Annotated in this window: 15 protein-coding genes; 5 read left to right on the top strand and 10 right to left on the bottom strand. The window is 60.5% G+C overall.

Annotated features, from left to right (window positions below; all coding sequences use genetic code 11):
* Window positions 1-79 precede the first annotated feature (79 nt).
* From MB02_RS16625 to MB02_RS16595, 7 genes are all read right to left on the bottom strand, one after another.
* Window positions 80-1,495 carry an efflux transporter outer membrane subunit gene (locus MB02_RS16625; protein ID WP_067540563.1) on the bottom strand — a complete coding sequence of 472 codons (1,416 nt, stop codon included), beginning with the start codon at window positions 1,493-1,495 and terminating at the stop codon, window positions 80-82.
* 5 nt (window positions 1,496-1,500) lie between these two features.
* Window positions 1,501-2,604, bottom strand: coding sequence for an ABC transporter permease (locus tag MB02_RS16620; RefSeq protein ID WP_067540493.1), 1,104 nt, complete (start codon window positions 2,602-2,604; stop codon window positions 1,501-1,503).
* Window positions 2,604-3,740: an ABC transporter permease gene (locus MB02_RS16615; RefSeq protein WP_067540490.1), complete on the bottom strand. Its 1,137-nt coding sequence runs from the start codon at window positions 3,738-3,740 to the stop codon at window positions 2,604-2,606. The genes MB02_RS16620 and MB02_RS16615 overlap by 1 nt, the downstream gene beginning before the upstream one ends.
* Complete coding sequence (locus MB02_RS16610) at window positions 3,737-5,482, bottom strand: ATP-binding cassette domain-containing protein (RefSeq protein WP_067540487.1); 1,746 nt, start codon at window positions 5,480-5,482, stop codon at window positions 3,737-3,739. The genes MB02_RS16615 and MB02_RS16610 overlap by 4 nt, the downstream gene beginning before the upstream one ends.
* A gap of 6 nt (window positions 5,483-5,488) precedes the next feature.
* On the bottom strand, window positions 5,489-6,496 hold the full coding sequence (gene hlyD / locus MB02_RS16605; protein WP_067540484.1) for a secretion protein HlyD: 1,008 nt from the start codon (window positions 6,494-6,496) through the stop codon (window positions 5,489-5,491).
* The gene (locus MB02_RS16600) at window positions 6,493-7,119 is read right to left on the bottom strand and encodes a CerR family C-terminal domain-containing protein (protein ID WP_067540481.1); all 627 of its coding nucleotides are present in this window, start codon (window positions 7,117-7,119) and stop codon (window positions 6,493-6,495) included. Before MB02_RS16600 ends, hlyD begins: the two co-directional genes overlap by 4 nt.
* Before the next feature lie 169 nt (window positions 7,120-7,288).
* Window positions 7,289-8,536, bottom strand: a complete 1,248-nt coding sequence (locus MB02_RS16595; protein ID WP_067540478.1) for an MFS transporter — start codon at window positions 8,534-8,536, stop codon at window positions 7,289-7,291.
* A gap of 271 nt (window positions 8,537-8,807) precedes the next feature.
* Here MB02_RS16595 and MB02_RS16590 point away from each other — a divergent pair, with 271 nt between their 5' ends.
* Window positions 8,808-9,908 (top strand): Rieske 2Fe-2S domain-containing protein, encoded by a 1,101-nt coding sequence (locus MB02_RS16590; RefSeq protein WP_067540475.1) that lies wholly within the window; start codon window positions 8,808-8,810, stop codon window positions 9,906-9,908.
* A gap of 25 nt (window positions 9,909-9,933) precedes the next feature.
* Here the strand turns inward: MB02_RS16590 and MB02_RS16585 are convergent, their stop codons facing one another.
* Complete coding sequence (locus tag MB02_RS16585; RefSeq protein ID WP_067540472.1) at window positions 9,934-10,587, bottom strand: hypothetical protein; 654 nt, start codon at window positions 10,585-10,587, stop codon at window positions 9,934-9,936.
* Window positions 10,588-10,879: 292 nt separating this feature from the next.
* Here MB02_RS16585 and MB02_RS16575 point away from each other — a divergent pair, with 292 nt between their 5' ends.
* Window positions 10,880-11,380 carry a MarR family winged helix-turn-helix transcriptional regulator gene (locus MB02_RS16575; protein WP_067540466.1) on the top strand — a complete coding sequence of 167 codons (501 nt, stop codon included), beginning with the start codon at window positions 10,880-10,882 and terminating at the stop codon, window positions 11,378-11,380.
* Window positions 11,381-11,397: 17 nt separating this feature from the next.
* On the opposite strand, the gene MB02_RS16570 is transcribed toward MB02_RS16575, so the two are convergent.
* On the bottom strand, window positions 11,398-12,126 hold the full coding sequence (locus tag MB02_RS16570; RefSeq protein ID WP_067540560.1) for an NADPH-dependent F420 reductase: 729 nt from the start codon (window positions 12,124-12,126) through the stop codon (window positions 11,398-11,400).
* Window positions 12,127-12,137: 11 nt separating this feature from the next.
* Window positions 12,138-13,373 (bottom strand): cytochrome P450, encoded by a 1,236-nt coding sequence (locus MB02_RS16565; protein ID WP_170304777.1) that lies wholly within the window; start codon window positions 13,371-13,373, stop codon window positions 12,138-12,140.
* A 279-nt stretch (window positions 13,374-13,652) separates the two neighbouring features.
* On the opposite strand from MB02_RS16565, the gene MB02_RS16560 reads away from it, so the two are divergent.
* The 3 genes from MB02_RS16560 to MB02_RS16550 all read left to right on the top strand — a co-directional run bounded on the left by MB02_RS16560 (window position 13,653) and on the right by MB02_RS16550 (window position 17,159).
* Complete coding sequence (locus tag MB02_RS16560; RefSeq protein WP_067540460.1) at window positions 13,653-15,194, top strand: CYTH and CHAD domain-containing protein; 1,542 nt, start codon at window positions 13,653-13,655, stop codon at window positions 15,192-15,194.
* 112 nt (window positions 15,195-15,306) lie between these two features.
* On the top strand, window positions 15,307-16,344 hold the full coding sequence (locus MB02_RS16555; RefSeq protein WP_067540457.1) for a D-alanine--D-alanine ligase family protein: 1,038 nt from the start codon (window positions 15,307-15,309) through the stop codon (window positions 16,342-16,344).
* Window positions 16,341-17,159, top strand: a complete 819-nt coding sequence (locus MB02_RS16550) for an NTP transferase domain-containing protein (protein ID WP_067540454.1) — start codon at window positions 16,341-16,343, stop codon at window positions 17,157-17,159. Before MB02_RS16555 ends, MB02_RS16550 begins: the two co-directional genes overlap by 4 nt.
* Window positions 17,160-17,161 lie beyond the last annotated feature (2 nt).

The raw sequence follows: 17,161 nt of genomic DNA, 5'->3' as shown, positions 1-17,161 counted from the left end.
TGAAGGCCGTCTTTCGCCAAGGTGATCCGCAATACGGCCGGCAGTTGGCGATCACCGCTGCCGAAACGGAACGGAACACCTACCAGCCGCCGCCAAGTGATTTGAACAATGCCACTGCCGCGCTGGCATGGGCGGATCTAGCCTCTCGTGCATTCGTTTCCGACTGGTTCAACGCGATCCGCGCCTGAGCCAGAGACAGACGGTCGACTTCCCCGCGTGACAGCATCAGCTCGACCAGGTGGAAGGTATTCTCCTGCTTCTCCAACGCAGTTTCAGCCTGTGCCAGCGCATGCCCGCTGTTGAGGAAGCGGTTGATCGCCGTCTCGCTATCCGCCAGCGCCCCCAGCACGGCCTTGTCGTATCGCGCAGCCGCAGCCTGCCCCCGCGCGTCTGCCGCCCTCAATTGTGCCCTGAGCGCGCCTCCTGCAAAAATCGGCCAGGAAAACTGCGGCCCCACCGCCATGCGGAAGCTGTCTGACGAAAACAGATCGGCGGTATCGCGCGCCTGCTGTCCAAACGAACCAAGCAACGAGAAGCGTGGGAACAGATCGGCAGTAGCCACGCCGATATCGGCGGTTGCCGCAGCCAGCTGACGTTCCGCCACGCGGACATCGGGCCGCCGTTCCAACAACTCGGATCGCACACCAGTGAGAATTGACGGTGGCGCAGCGGGAATGGGCCGCACATCGCCCAACAATCCATCGACCTGTTCCGGCGCAACGCCGACCAGCACGCCCAGACGATAGCGGTTGGCCGCCAGCGTTGCCTGGGCGACGGCAAGCGCCGCCGAAGCATCGCGAGCATCGGCCTGGGCCCGATTGGCATCCACCCGGCTCGCATCTCCTGCAGCAAAGCGCAAACTCGTCAGATGCGACAATTCCGCCGCGGAATCCGCAGTACTCTCTGCCGTGGCGAGAGCCGCCTGAGCAGCCCGCAACTCGATATAGGCGCGGGCAGTTTCTGCCGCGAGGTTCAACAATACCTCGTGCTTGCCATCTTCCGCCGCTTCCACCCGAGCGCTCGCGCCCTGGAGCTGCCGGGTACGCCTGCCCCAGAAATCGAGTTCCCAACTCGCGTCGAAGCCAACGTCAAACAGGTTGAAGTTGCGATCAAACCCCGGAAACTGCTTGATCGGCAACTGCCCGTTTTCGCTCAGTGTGTTGTCAGTCGCACTGCCCCTGGCCTCGACCGCCGGAAACCTTCCCCCGAAGATCGCATCGCGCTGGGCACGGGCTTCGGCCAGACGCGCTTCGGCCTCGCGGCTGTCGGGCGCGTCGGTCATGGCCTTTTCCACCAGCGCGGCCATCACCGGATCGTCAAACCGTTTCCACCATTCCCGATCGACCGTTCCCCCGGTCTCCCCCTCCACCCAGTCGTTCCCTGCAGCTTCAACCGCTGCGGTGTGAGGCGGCTTGTAGTCAGGGCCGACAGCACAGCCGGCAAGCAGCGTGACGGGCGCAGCAATCAGCAGAAGGGAGGGAGAGGGTTTGGACATGATGCTCATTCCATTCGGGCACGGAACAGCCAGGCTGCCGCACTCAATGTGATGCAGGCGATCACGAACAGGGGCCATAGCTGGGAGAAGACGACCGAAGCGGGCATGGCCTTGAGGAACAGGCCCTGCACAATGACGATGAAGTATCGCGCCGGATCGGCATATGTGACGATCTGCAGCCATCCGGGCATGTTGTCGATCGGCGTGGCGTAGCCGGACAGGATGATAAGCGGCACGGCCGCGAGGAACATGCCGAGGAAGGCCTGCTGCTGCGTTTGCGACAGCGCGGAAATGAACATGCCGATGCCGATAACGGTGAGCATGTACATGAACAGCGCAGGGAAGAAGAGCAGGACCGATCCTGTGAACGGCACACCAAAGAACACAGGCGCCACGATCAGGTAGATGCTGCCGTTCAACATGCCGATGATGAGGGGCGGAACCATCTTGCCGATCAGGATCTCATGGACCCGCAGCGGCGAGACCATCAGCTGATCGAACGTGCCCAGTTCCCTCTCGCGCGCCACGCTTTGCGATGTGACGGCCAGACCCGAAACCGATGTGATAAGCGCGACGAGCGATGGCAGCGTAAACCAGAAATAGCTGAGCGTCGGGTTGAACCAGTTGGTCACCGTACTGCCCCCTGCCGCAGCCTGCATGCGCGGCGGCAACAGTTCCAAGCCCATCTCTCCCGCGATCCGGGACACATAGCCATTGACGATCTGCGACGCGTTGGAACGCCGCCCATCGAGCACCAGACCAAGTGTCGCCGGTTCCCCCCGCGCGAGGCGGGCATCGAAATCCTCGTCAATGACAAGCGCGGCGTGAACTTTCTGCAGGTCGATTGCCTTGCGCAATTGCCCGAAGTTTTCGAACGGAACGATATGCCGGAAATAGGGACTTCCGGCGATCCGCGAAACCAGTTCGGACGAATGCGCGCCCGAGCTGCGGTCAAGCAGGCCGATGTCGACATGCTTGACGTCCAGCGTGGTTGCATAAGCGAAAATAAACAGCTGGATGAGCGGCGGAGCGACCAGCACCAGTCTGGCCTTGGGGTCGCGCAGAACGGCCCACATCTCTTTCACGATCATCGCCCAGATGCGCTGCATCAGTCGAGGCTCCGTTTGGTGAAACGGAATGCCAGAAAGAAAAAGATCGCGCCGAACAACAGCATCATGCCGATATTAGGCAGGATCAGGCCCCATTGATCTCCGGCAAGGAACACCGTTTCCAGGGCGGGAATGAGATAGCGCGCCGGAACGACGTGCGTCAGCAACTGGATCGGGACCGGCATCGACTGGATTTCGAACACGAAGCCCGACAGCATGATTGTCGGCAGAAATGCCGTAATTAGCGCAAGCTGGCTCGCGACGAACTGGTTTTTGGTGGCCGCGGAAATGAACAGCCCCAGACCCAGCGCGGGCATGAGAAACGCAGTGGAAATCGCGAACAGCGTCAGCACCGACCCACGGAACGGCACCCCGAAGACGAATACACTCGCCAGTGCGCACATCGTCATCGAAAATTGCGCAAGGACGAAATAGGGCAACAGCTTGCTCGCGATGAACTCGCCCATGCTGATCGGCGTGGCCATCATCGCCTCCATGGTGCCGCGTTCCCATTCGCGCGCGACCACCATCGCTGTCAGCAAAGTGCCGATCATCGTCATGACATTGGCGATGGAACCGGGGACGAGGAAATACCGGCTGTTGAGCTCCGGATTGAACCAGAAGCGGGCCGAAACATCGACCGGCGCGGAGATGGAAACCCCGCGCTCCGCATTCTCGATCGTCGCCCATTGAGACCGCACGCCTTCGGCATGGGCGGCAACGAATTGCGCGGTATTCGGTTGCGACCCATCGGTAATGATCTGGATCGGCGGGGGCTGCATACGTGCGACGCCATCACCAAAATCCGCCGGGATGACGATAATGCCGCGCAGATCGCCATCTATCATACCCTTGCGCAACGGTTCCACGCTGCGGGAAGTGGTCACCTCGAAATAGGGCGAATGCTGATAGGCCTGGGCGAGCCGCATGGCAGGGGCACTTGAATCCTGGACCACCAGCCCCACTCGGGTGCCGTAACTGTCCAGCGATATTGCGAAACCGAACAGGAACAGCAGAATCATCGGCAGCACGAATGCGATCAGGAAAGTCGATGGATCCCGCACGATCTGCCAGAATTCCTTGACGACCAGCGCCAGAAGCCGACGCCCGCTGAACCGTACACGGGGCAGTTTCATGCCGCCTCCCCCTGCGTGTGGCGCCGATCCTGTTCCTCGATCAGCGCAATGAAGGCGTCTTCCATTGTCGGATCTTCGATTTGCCCGAGAGCCCCGGCCTGAGCCTTTAGCGCGTCGGGCGTTCCGGTTGCGATCTGCTCTGCCCGGTAGATCAGCGTCACCCGATCACAGTATTCCGCCTCATCCATGAAATGCGTCGTGACCAGCACGGTAACGCCCTTCTGCACGAGACCGTTGATATGCATCCAGAATTCACGGCGCATGACCGGGTCGACGCCCGATGTCGGCTCGTCGAGAAACAGCACTGGAGGCTCGTGCATGACCGCACAGGCGAGCGCCAGCCTCTGCTTGAAACCGAGCGGCAGAGTGCCCGCATTCACGCTCAGCCTGTCGCCCAGATCGAATATCTCGACCATCCGTTCGATCGCTTGGCGGGCCCGCGCACGTGGAAGGTTGTAGGCTCCCGCAAAGAAATCGAGATTCTGTGCGACGCTGAGATCCCCATAGAGAGAGAATTTCTGCGCCATGTAGCCCAGCGAGGCGCGCGCGCTGGCGGCCGCATGGCGCAGGTCATGTCCGGCGACGGAGCCTGTGCCTTCACTCGGCGTCAGCAATCCGCAAAGCATCTTGAACGTGGTCGATTTGCCCGCGCCATTAGGGCCCAGCAGGCCGAAGATTTCGCCTCGGGGTACAGTAAAACGAATATCTCCGGCAGCGACAAAATCGCCAAAATGCTTCGTCAAACCCTGCGCTTCGATCGCGGGTTCATCATTAGGAGGAATCTCACGGTAGGAAGTCGCAAGCGCACTTGTGCCTTTCGGCCCCCCGCCCAGCCGTTCGATAAATCCATCTTCGAAGCGGGGATGCGCTGGTTCAATCAGAGTGTCTGAACCCATTCCCAGCGCCTCGGCATCGGGAATGGGAACCCCCGGCCCAATCAGCAGTCGGACCGCGCGGCCCTGAATCGTGCCATCTATCACGTCCGAACGATCCAGCGCTTCGGTCAAGGCCATGCGCCGTCGGTCGGCGAAGCCGGTGACACGAATGACACGCCCATCCACACGCCTGGTCAGGTCTGCCGGTGGCCCGGTAAAGACCTGCTTGCCCTCGCTGAGCAAATAGACATCGTCGCACAGTTCGGCTTCGTCGAGATAGGCTGTCGACCAGAGAACGCCGATCCCCTGCTCGGTCAATTCGCCGACCATTGCCCACAATTCCCGGCGGCTGATCGGATCGACGCCCACTCCCGGCTCGTCCAGCAGCAGCACTCGCGGGGTCCGCACCAGTGCGCAGGCCAGCCCCAGCTTTTGCTTCATGCCACCGGAGAGCTTGCCGGACAGACGATCCTGAAAGCGGCCAAGATCGGTAAACTGATAGAGCCGCCCGAACACAGCCTCATGCTCTTCCCCCGGAAGACCGCGTAACTGGGCGTAGAGCGTCAGGTTCTCACGCACTGTGAGATCTTCATACAGGCCGAACCGCTGCGGCATGTAGCCGATGTCGTCCAGCCGTTCCGATGGCGCCCCGCCAAGGATGGTCACCGTTCCCGCATCGGCGGACATCAGGCCAGCGAGAATGCGAATAAGCGTGGTCTTGCCCGCGCCATCCGGCCCGACCAGCCCGGTCACCTTGCCGGGCCTGATAGTGATACCGACGCTGTCGAGCGCAGGCAGGCCCGGCCCGAAAGCCTTTGTTATGCCAACCGCGCTGGCGACACTGTCCGGGGCGACCGGGCCCGCCATTGCCCGTCAGTCGGCCCTGGCCGGATTGGGCTTCGTTATATCTACCGTAACCGGCTGTCCTTGCCGCAAAGCACCGTCTGGATCGCTAACGACGATCCGCAGCCGGTAGACCAGATCGGTGCGCAAGTCGGTTGTCTGGACGGTTTTCGGCGTGAATTCCGCACGCGGAGAAATATAGCCGATCTTCCCGTGGTAAGTCTTGGGATTGCCGTCTGCCGTCACTGTAACCGCCATACCTGGCGCAATCCGGCTCAGATCGCTTTCCGCGACATAGGCCCGAACCCGCATCGGGCGGTCGATCGTCAAGGTGAATACCGTTTCGGTCGGCTGAACTATCGCCCCCGGTTCGCGCGCCCGCGTCAGGATTGTGCCTGCACTGGGCGCCAACAGCTTCGCATCCCCGGTGTCGATGGCAATCGCGTCGCGTGCTGCCTCCGCCGCCTTGAGCTGCGCCGCCGCCGCTTCCACGTCTTCGACCCGGCTTCCCTCTCGCATCAGGGACAGCACGGCCTCGGCCTCGCGCAATTGGGCTGCCGCACTGTCGCGCCGGGCAACCGTCTGATCCCAGGCCGCACGACTGATCGCCCCCGGATCGACCAATCCCCTGCGGCGATCATAGTCCCCCTGCGCGGTTTCATAAGCCGCCCGGGCGGCCTTGGCGCGTGCTTCCGCCTGCATGATTTCCTGCGGCCGGCTGCCGGTCTTCGCCCGGATGAACTGCGCACGGGCGCTTGCAACCTGGGCGTCTGCCTGGTGCAGGCGGCTGTCCAGAGTCGCGGTATCGAGTACCGCGAGAACCTGACCCTTCGTCACCTTGTCACCTTCGTCGACCGCCATCGTGTCGATCCTGCCGCCAACGCGAAAGGCGAGATCCACTTCGCGAATGTCGACATTGCCATAGAGCGTCAGCGGCCCGTTGCCGTCGTCGCCAAACAGGCCGAATCCTTTTGTCAGTGTCGCTGCCAGCAGCAACACGGCACCCACAGCAATCAGAATGGCTTTCCTGCGATTCATCGAAGGACTCCGTCAGGGAGAAGGATAGCACGGACATTCGCACGCAAAGTGACAAGCAGCGTATCAAACGCTGGCCCTTCGAGTTCAGCCACTCCCATGACCCGGCATACAGTTGCACGTCCGGCGCGCAGGATCAAAGCCTGCGAGAGAATCTGAATGCTGGTGGCCGCACAACCCGCTTCGTCGAGGTCCGGCCGTGCCACTGCGACAAGACGGGCGAGTACCCCGCATATCCGCCCCAGAGACTGTTCGTATATGCGATCGAATGCTTCACTGGGATCGAACTGTTCCCGCAGCATGAAGCGCACCCACGGCTCCGACGCCGGGTCCACCATCATCCGCGAGAGCGTGACGGCCAGATCCTGTACAGCGAGCACCGCTGCCTCGCGATTGGCTGGAAAATCGGCTTGGATGCCGTCGAGATGCGGTTGCATCTTTTCGCCGATCGACCGCCCGATATGGTCGGCCGCAGCGAGGTACAATCCCTCCTTGCCACCGAAATGATAGGTGATCGATGACATCGTGGTCTTCGCCGCCGCCGCAATGGCGCGCGTGCTCGCGCCGTCGAATCCGAGGCGACCAAACCGGTCTATAGCCGTTTCGAGAAGAACAAGCTGAGTCATATGAGAGCAACAATTCGTTCGAACGAACTAACATGCTCATCGCACCGCTGACAAGCGCGAACATGGCACGCCCTCTCTGTGGGGATCAGGCGTGGACGAACTGGAGCAGTGGAATATTATCGCCAGCCGTATCCGGCCAGGAACTGGCAGGCGGGCGCGAAAATTGCCCTCAACCGGCAGGTTGTGCCGCCAATGCCTTGCTGCGGCCGTATCGCGTCGCGAACATGAGCAAAGCCGCCAGCAGCTCCGCAAATACAAAGATCGTGAACAGCAACTGGTAATTGCCCGTGTAGTCGTAAACTTCCCCTGCGAAGCGCACTATGGCGGCGCTGAAAAGCGCGAGCAGAGGAGTCGTCAGCCCGCGCACCGTCCCGAACGACATCGTGCCGAAGCAATCGGCCAGAAGCGCATAGAATATAGGAGCCATGGCCCCCGCCGCGATCCCCAGAATGACGGCACAGCCCGCCAGCATGATATAGCTGTGGCTGACCAGCAGTGTGGCGTTCAGAAGCGCCCCAAGGGTAAAAAAGCCGGTCATCAGCAACGTCCGGTCAATCTTGTCAGCCACGACCGAGAGACCGAGCATTCCGATTATCGCGGCAGCGCCGGTAATCGACATCAGGCTGGTCGCTTCCATCATGGAAAGCCCCTTGTCGATACCAAGGGGCACGAATGTGATCGAGAGCGCCTGAGTGATACCCATCGCCAGAGCGGTGCTGAGGCCGACCGTCCAGAATGTCGGCATCTTCAGGATGGTTGCGACGCTGAGCGGCTTTTCCGATGTGGGAGAAGTCGATATCCCGCCCGAATTGTTGACCGCCTGTTGCTGGCTGCCACTCTCGATATCGTCCGGCCCCGGCCGCTCCCGAACCAGTGCGGACAGTACCAGCAGGATCGCCCCCACTATAACGCCTATCGCCATCAGCGCTGTCCGCCACCCCTGCTCCTCAATCAGCCAGCCAACCATGGGAGTGACGACAATGCTGCCAACGGACATGCCCATGGCAGCGAGGACCATCGCCCGACCACGCTGAATCGTGAACCACCGCGCCAGCAACACCGACATGGTGAGAGTTCCCGCGCCAGGTAACGCCACACCCAGCGGCAGGACCAGAATTGCGGCGTTGACCCATATCGATTGAGAGAATCCCAGAGTCACGAAACTGGCCCCGAAGAGAATCGCCGAAACCGCCATGATCAATCGCGTGGGATAACGGTCCAGCAGGCGTCCGATAAACGGGCTGAGCAGCGCGGTGCCGATGTTGAACAGGATCAGCGCACTGTTCATGTTGGCGCGGGAGAGGTCGAATTCGTCAGATACCGGAATGACGAACAGCCCGAATGCGCCGTAAGTCGTCCCCATCATCAGCATGTAAAGGAACGCCGCGAGAGCAACCATCCGCCAACCGAAATACATAGGCCCAACTCTCCCAAGCACTATTTTGGGACGACGCTACACATGGCAATTCCTTTGGCAAGCGCTGCGAGCAAAATTCCTCAACCTTCAATATGTTGAGACGGGTCGCCATTACGCCAATATTAAACGGAGCAAGGAAATTGAGTGCAATTGCGCGGCCCGGTCGAGGCATGATCGGACGCAATACGAAATTGACAATACCGCCGCAATCGTGGTGAGTTAGCACTAACCTGCCTGGCAAAACGCCAGAGCGAATGAGGAGAGGTGCGCCATGGCAAAGGCAGAGGATTACGGGTTCGGCGAGTTCGAGTTCCCCAGGGGCTGGTTCATGATCGCCAATGCAGAAGAAGCGACGCAAACCCCGAAAGCCGTGCGATACTTCGGCACCGACATGGTCCTCTATCGTGGCAAGAGCGGGAAACCGCATCTGGTCGAGGCATATTGCCCGCACATGGGGGCCCATCTCGCGCGCAATGCGACTTCGTACATCGTTCAGGATGGCGAACACGTGGAAGGTGATTCGATCCGGTGCCCGTTTCATGGCTGGCGCTATGATGAAAACGGCCAATGCGATCACATTCCCTATTCCGATTTCATTCCCAAGGCAGCCTGTCTCAAGACCTATCCGGTGACGGAAAGTGCCGGGATCATCTGGACCTGGCATGATCCGGAAGGGCTGGAGCCCGATTATCCCTTGCCCGATTTCGGGGGCCACTACGGCGAACCGGGATGGATGAAATGGGACATGATCCATTTGGGCGACCTCGACATCCATGGCTGCGAAATCATCGACAACATGGCTGATTACGGCCACATGGCGCCCGTCCACGGGTCAAAGGAAGGCATTTATTTCGCCAACGAGTTCACCGACCATGTGGTGCATCAGTATTTCGGGACAACCCACCGCAGGGCTATCGAGGGTGGCGACGAAAACATGCTCGTGCTCGATACCTGGCGGACCGGTCCGGGCATTCTTGAATCCGATATGATCGGGCAGTTCCACGGTTTCTGGCTGATCGCGAGCACCCCGATCGAAGATGGTGTGGAGCGCATGTGGACGGGCATGATGGTCAAGGTCAACGACGGGACCTCACCAGCCACGTCAGAGCAACTGGCCGAGGCAAAGGAGTTCGCTGACATCGGCATTGCAGGGCTCGCCCAGGACGTTGAAATCTGGAACCACAAGCAGGCCTGCGTAAACCCGATGGCTATTCCCGCTGACGGCCCTTACCCCCGGTTACGCATCTGGTATGGCCAGTTTTTCAATCCCCGCGCAAAGGCCGCTGCAATCCAGAAGCGCGCCAATGGCAGGACTCTCACTCTCGACAAGCGCAAGCAGATGGGAGTGAAATCGGAGATGTGGCACGCCTGAACACCAGTTCCGGCATGCACTCCGGCTATGCTGCGACTTCGGTGAAGACGTTCTGCGGGTGGCCTGGAAACACGTAGTCCAGTTCGACTGTCATCTGTTCGCCCAGCGGCCCGCCGGAAAGCAGATCGGTGACAATGAATACCTGGACGCCAAAGTGGCCATAGGTCGTGCGCTCGGTCTTCGAAAAGATCGGCGAAGCATCGATGATCGCATCTATTTCAGGATCATGCCCTGCAGGAGGGCGATTGGCCACGATCTTGATCCGCCCGTTCAATTTCGGATCGGCCTCGATTGCGGCGACGTGTGCTTCCAGCTCGTCCAGGGATGCATACATCAAGCCAACGTGGAAGCAGAGTTCGGGATCGTCTGCTTCCGTCGCCTTGAACGCCGCGACGACCGGATCTTCATCCCGCCCGCCGACATCCAGTGCCTCTCGTATGCGCGCCTGCAAATCCCTTAGCGATTTGGGCAGGTAAGAAAGAAACACGATGCCATCGTGCCGCGGCGTATCCTTGTCCGTCCAGAGACGGTAGAAATTCGACACACCACCGTCGAACGACAGCGGTTCATCCTGATGGAAACCGAGTATCCCCAACAGCTTCGCCGCCAGCGGGCCATCCTCCGGCCGGGAATAATGCATCGCGACATGACCCATTGTCAGCTTCGGCGGCTGCGGCATCGTCCATCTCCTCAATCTAATTTTATTATCTACAAAAACTATATAGCCTGCGATGCTCGCTGCCAAGCACAGGCCCCACCCGATCGATCTGGATCGCGAGGCCCTTTCGTCCGAGATGTTGCCACCTATTTACCTCGTGACGCTCTTGCATCAGAGGCAACAGAACTTATTTGTCATCGTCAATGAATTTGCGCAAATTCAGTGCGTCTGCTGCCAGGGTAAGAGCGGGAATACGGCGCAACGCACCAGTCACTTTTCCGCCTAGCCAAACCGTATTGCCAAAGGGACCAGCATGATCGCCTCGTCAGCAACCGAACGGGAAAATCGGCGTTCCGCGCCTGACGTCGAGGAAATGTTCTCGTTCGAAACCTACAATTCCGTGATCGGTTTCCTCCTCAGCCAGGCGGCGGACGGCCTTGCCCGCTCGCTCAATGCGATCTTTGAGGAAAAGGGCGCCCCCCTGACCACTCGCGAATTCGTGATCCTCAATCTCTTGCACGAGGAAAGCCCCTTACCGCAAACGCAACTGGTCGAACGCAGTTACAAGGATCCCGCCGCGACCAGCCGCCTGGTCGAAAGCCTGCGCAAAAAAGGGATGGTGGAACGCGTGGCCTCCAAGGCCGACCGCAGGGTAACCCTGGTCAGCCTGACAGCAAAAGGCGAAGAGACACGCGCCGTCATCGTCCCTGAAATGAGTGCGGTGCTGCTCAAGGCCGTCGGAGAATCGACTGACGAAGAGCTACGCGCCACCCAACGGGTCATCAAGCGGATCATAGCCGCAACTCTGGGCTAGACCGCCCAGCGACCGTCTCAGGAAGAAGCGTTCCACACTCCGACTTTTGCGCCATCCTCAGCCCATTGGCGCGCACGCTGCATCGCATCGTCACGCACCGCCTGGACTTCTTCACGCCGTGCGTCGGCCAGGGCTCTGCGCGTATCGTCCAGCCCGAAATGCTGGCAATAGACCGGTGTGCCCGGCTGTTGCCGCCAGGAATCAGCCAGGGTGCCAGCATCCAGCCCATCGAACCCCATGGCTTCCGCAAGCTGGATCGCCTTCGCTTTCATATCGGGATCATCACCCGCGACTGGCAGACAGATCCGGCCCGGAGTTCCCTTCGACACACCGCTTTCCACGATGCGGTTGGCGTGAATCGTATTGAACATCTTCAGCACCGGACGGCCGATCCGTTCCGAAACCCAGACGCTGTCCGGCATTCCGGCGTCAATCGGCGCGATCTGCCCGTCACGCACCCCGGGGTAATAATTGCCCGCATCCAATATTACCGCATCCGGCGGACAAGCCGAGAACAGGCCCACCGGCAATTGAGCCACAGCGAATTCAGGAATCGCCAGCAACACGAAATCGGTTGCCCGTACTGCCTCTTCCAATGTCCCCGGAACGATACCGATATCCGCCGCACGATCCGCCAGAGAATCCGGACCACGGGAATTTGCCATGACGACCCGATAGCCGAGCCCGGTCAACTTGCGGGCCACCGCACTACCGATATTGCCCGATCCAATTATGCCAGCCTGCATGGCCCCCTCCATCAATTCGATCCAACGTTGTCACGAGCGACAAGCCGAGCCGGAATCGGCTGATGCCCCAGGCTGCCGGGCAGAGGCGGATAGATCGCCCCTTCTACCCTATCCATGCGCTCTACCCGGTCGAGCAGTGTTTCTATCGCGATTGTCGCTTCCAACCGCGCCAGCGCCGCCCCCGGACAAATGTGCGACCCCGCCCCGAAAGCAAGGTGACGCCGAGGGTCTGCCCTGTCGAGCCGGAAGGCTTCGGGCGAATCATGAGCCGTCTCGTCAAGATTGGCAGAACCAATTCCCGCCTCGACAACATCGCCTTCGCGCATCTCCACACCCGCAAAGACGGTATCGCGCATGCAGCGGCGTGTCGTCCGCTGTACCGGGGCATCACGCCTCAGCGATTCTTCGATGAAGCGTTCAATAAGGCTCCGGTCAGCCACGATTGCAGCCCAGGTCTCCGGCTCTTGCACGAGCCGGTTAAACAGGTGAGTCAGCAGGGAGCGAGTGGTATGTACCCCCGCCTGGATGAGGAAGTGTAGCTGGGTGACGATTTCCGCGTCACTCAACGGCGCACCTTCGACGGTCGCCTCGATCAGCAGTTTCAGCAAATCGTTCGACGGCGTCGGCAATGCGCGCTGTTCGGCAAGATATGCTTCGAAGAACACATGACTTGCCGGACCCTCTGGCGGAACGCCGGGGGAAATCGGGCGCTGGAGCAAGGTCCCGTCCCATGACCAGTCCATGAAGCGATCGGCCGCATCGTCATCCAGATCCATGATCCGCGCCATGGCAAACGCCGGGATCGCCATGGCGTACCCATCATGAAGATTGGCAACGGGCTGGTCGATCATTGCATCGACCAACCGGGCGCACTCTTCACGCAAAAGGGGAATCAACGCCTTCAGACGCGCGGACGACATCGACGCCGTAATCAGGCGTCGGATAGCCTTGTGCCGCGGTTCGAGTATCTCGCTGAGATAATGCTGCTCTTCAGGAATAGTCTCTATGCCTGCGGGGATTCCGGTAATCGGGCCGAGGTCAGCGCGAAACGTACCCACGTCGGCCAATGCCGCCGCGACATCATCCCTGCGAGACAAGTACCATGTCCCGCCAGGGGTGCGGTATACCGGCTGTTCACGCCGGATACGCGCCAGTGTGTCGAACGGAATTCCTTCCTCGGCGAACCGGGTATCATGCGGGTCGAACACGATCTCTGCAGTGAGCGTGGTGTCGGTTTGTCCGGTCATCAAGGACATCCTTGCTTGTATATCATTGCCCATGCGGCCTGTGGCCACTCAATCATCATCCGCATGCTAACCCGTGATGGAACCGGAAGGCAGGGCCAAAGCACACACGTTCCGTATCGCCGGAACTTGCCGCGTTGCGACACCCCCCTTCTTCCTGCTTCCGCGACGCACATCCGCCCTCGCCAGCGCCCCTGACAATGCCCGTTTTCCGGTTGGTCTTCGAAATGACATCGTACAAAGTCATGCTCGTGTCCCATTTTGCGCTAAGACATCAGGATCATGGCAGACCCCGTAGAAACCGAAATCAAGCTGGCGGCCGCACCATCCATGCTCGCCCGGCTGCAGGATCATCCCGCATTGGCAGGGAAAGAAACAAAATCGGAGCTGACCACCACCTATTTCGACACTGCCGACAGTCAGCTTCACAAGGCGGGAATGGCATTGCGGATACGGCAGAGCGGTTCCAGCCGGGAAGCGACACTGAAACTGGCGTCCCCCACCAGCAGCCACGTCAAACGGCGCGAATGGACAGTGCCCGTCGATAGCGACATTCCCGATGTCGGAGCATTCCCCGCCCCCGCGCGGGCCCTGCTGGCACCTGTTCTGGGGAATCTCAAACTGCAACCGGTCGCCACGACCCGCGTTTCTCGCACGACCCGGCACCTGAAACACGGGCAATCTGCGATCGAAGTTGCGTTCGATCAGGGTGAGATAGTCGCCGGGAACCTGACCGAGCCGGTATCAGAACTGGAGCTGGAACTGCTTTCCGGCCGCTTCCCGGATCTTGCCGCACTCGCCCTCCAATTGCCTTTGGGACCGGAATTGCGCTGGTCCGTGGCCGCCAAAGGGCAACGCGGCCATGCGCTTGCCTATGGGATCGCACCAACGCCAGTTCATGCCAGCGCTGTTACGCTTACACCGGAACAAGACGTCGCCACGGGCTTTCGTGCAATCGCCTGGAATTGCCTGGAACAGTTGCTGGACAATTATCCTCTTGTCCTTGCCGCAGCGGATCCGGAAGCCATTCATCAAAGCCGGGTGGCCATCCGCCGCCTGCGGGCAGCGATGATTCTATTCCGCAAGATCGTGAAGGACGAGCAAGCCTCTCTCCTGCGGTCGGAATTGAAAGCCGCGACAAGCCAACTGGGCGCGGTGCGCGATCTGGACGTCCTGCTTGAACGGGTCGCCACGAAGGCAAGGCCGGAAGATCCCGATGCGGTTGAACTGCTCACCCATTTGCAGGCCCGGCGTAAAGCGACACTCAACACCGCGCAGAAGCTGCTCTCCAGCGAACAGTTCCAGCGCCTGCTGCTGCAGATCGCGCTTTGGGTCGAAGCCGGTCAGTGGACGGAACGGAGCGCCGCCAGGGGCGGTGACGGCCCGCTGGAGCCATTCGTCGCCAAAGTGCTCAAGCGCAGACGGCGCAAATTGCGGCGGATCGGCCGGAATCTCGACCGGATCGACGATCCGGCCCGGCATCGCGTGCGGATCGAAGCGAAGAAGCTACGCTACGGTGTCGCATTCTTCGCCTCACTCTATGCCGGGGCCGCCGACAGCGAGATCGGCGGGTTCGCCAAAGCTCTTGCAAAACTGCAGGACCGGCTCGGTGAACTCAACGATATGGCCGTGGCGCAAACCCACCGTATGGCCTTGTTCAAGGGACTGGACCCGATCACCGCCGCACGGCTGCAAGCCAAGCTGGAACTGCTTGAAAAGGACACCGAAAGGCAACGAGACAGTCTGATCAGGTCTGCCCGAAAGGCCCTGGCCCGGGTCGACGATTCCGCGCCCTGGTGGAAACGCGGCAAGAAACGCACCTGATGCAGGGCAATCCCGCATCGGCGGATCACTGTATTGCAGGTTTCATCATTCCGTAAAAACATTGCCATAAAACGGCCATCGGCATGTCATTTCGTGCAGCTAACCGGCGGGCATGCAAGCTGCCACACTCCCGACAATGCGCCTGCTCGACATGGACAAGGCGCGCCTCAACATCCTGTTCCTCGCCAAGCATGCGTGCGCGGGCGGCATATGGTCGCCCGAAGACGGCAATCACGCCGTCTATCATCACGAAATGCTCTGCACGTTGCGCGAAATCGGTCTGCAGGTCGAAACCGCCAACACTTACGCGGCCTTGTTCGAGCGGCCGCAAACCGATTTCGTCGTTACGCTGCTCAATCGCGGGGGCTTCGTGAACAGCGAAATGCTCGCCCCCTTGCTGGCCACGCGCTGCGATGTTCCGTTCCTCGGCGCTTCGCCGATCCTGCGCGGAATCGCCGACGACAAACATGCCTGCAAGCTGATTGCCCGCTGCCACGATGTGCCGACAATGGATTGGGTGGCGTTTCGCCGGGGTGGCATAGCCCCCAACCGAATTCTGCATGCGGACCGCCTGGTGGTGAAGCCCAACGCATCCTCCGCATCCTGGGGGATTGCCATCGTCGACAACTGGCAGGCGGCTCTACGCCACGTGAGCGACCTCCATGACACCGGCCATGATGCCATTGTCGAGGAATGGGCCCCGCTTTACGATATCGCAGTCCCGGTCATCGGCGGGCGGCATGGCGCCCCCTGGATATTGCCGCCGATGATCTATCGCCCCGAAGACCCTCACCACTTGCGCAATTATGAGGAAAAGCGCGGCCTCGCCGGGGAAATCGACGCCTTCGATCCACTGGAACCGGTGACCGATCCTTCCCTGACCGCACAGCTCAAAGACTTGACCTCACGTATTATTCCCGAACTTTGGCCGTTCGATTACGGCAGGCTCGAATTTCGATACGATCCATTTTCCGGCGCGATACGGTTCATGGAAATCAACATTTCCTGCAACCTCTGGTCACGCAAGACCATTTCCCGTTCAGCCGCCACGCTGGGTGTGGACCATACCACTCTCGTCGAAACCATCGTTGCCCACAGCCTCGCCCGCCAGGGCCTGATCAGCGAACATTCGCTGGAGTTTGCGGCATGAACACCCGGCAAAATGGAACTGTTACCGCCGTGGTGCTGGCAGGCCGGCGTAATGGCGCATTGGATCCACTGGCGGAAAGAGCCGGCGTGCCGCTAAAATGTCTCGTCCCGATCGCGGGCAGACCCCTGATTGCCCACGTGATCGAAGCCCTCGCCGCTTCACCCCACATCAGCGCGATCCGGATCGTCATCGACAATCCTGCCTTGCTGAACAATGTCGGTATCTGCGCGCGCCTGCTGCGCGACCGGAGATTGACGGCGATAAAGGCCGAATTCAATCTGGCCGACAGTGTTCTGGCCGCTGCGGAAGGCGCGGCATTTCCCTTGCTCGTCACCACGGCAGACAATGTATTGCTCACCCCGCAAGCGGTCGGACAATTCGTCACTGGCGCGCGCAAGGCGGGAAACGGGGCCGCCGTGGCCTTTGCCCGGCAAGCGTCGGTGCTGGCAGCCCATCCCGAGGGGCAAAGGCGGTTCTACCGTTTCGCGGACGATGGCTATTCCAACTGCAACACGTATTGGCTCGGCGCACGCACAGCGCTTGCAGCAGCGGAGACCTTCCGCAGCGGCGGTCAGTTCGCGAAATACCCGAAACGCATCCTTGGCGCATTCGGTCTCGCCAACCTCGTGCGCTTCAAGTTCGGCATCGGTTCATTGGCCGATAATTTCGAGCGTTTTTCCGGGCGCTTCGGTTTCCCGATTGTCCCGGTCGTGCTCGGGGACGGCGCGACGGCAATCGATGTCGACAATGCGCGAACCTTCGATATTGCCGAAGAACTGCTGGCCGCCCGGACCAGTTTGCCCGCTGCGGCCTGATC

The sequence above is a fragment of the Croceicoccus estronivorus genome, assembly GCF_001625325.1.
GTDB classification, from domain to species: Bacteria; Pseudomonadota; Alphaproteobacteria; order Sphingomonadales; family Sphingomonadaceae; genus Caenibius; species Caenibius estronivorus.
The sequence above is the reverse complement of the archived record's forward strand: the minus strand, read 5'-3'. Positions and strand labels throughout refer to the sequence as shown.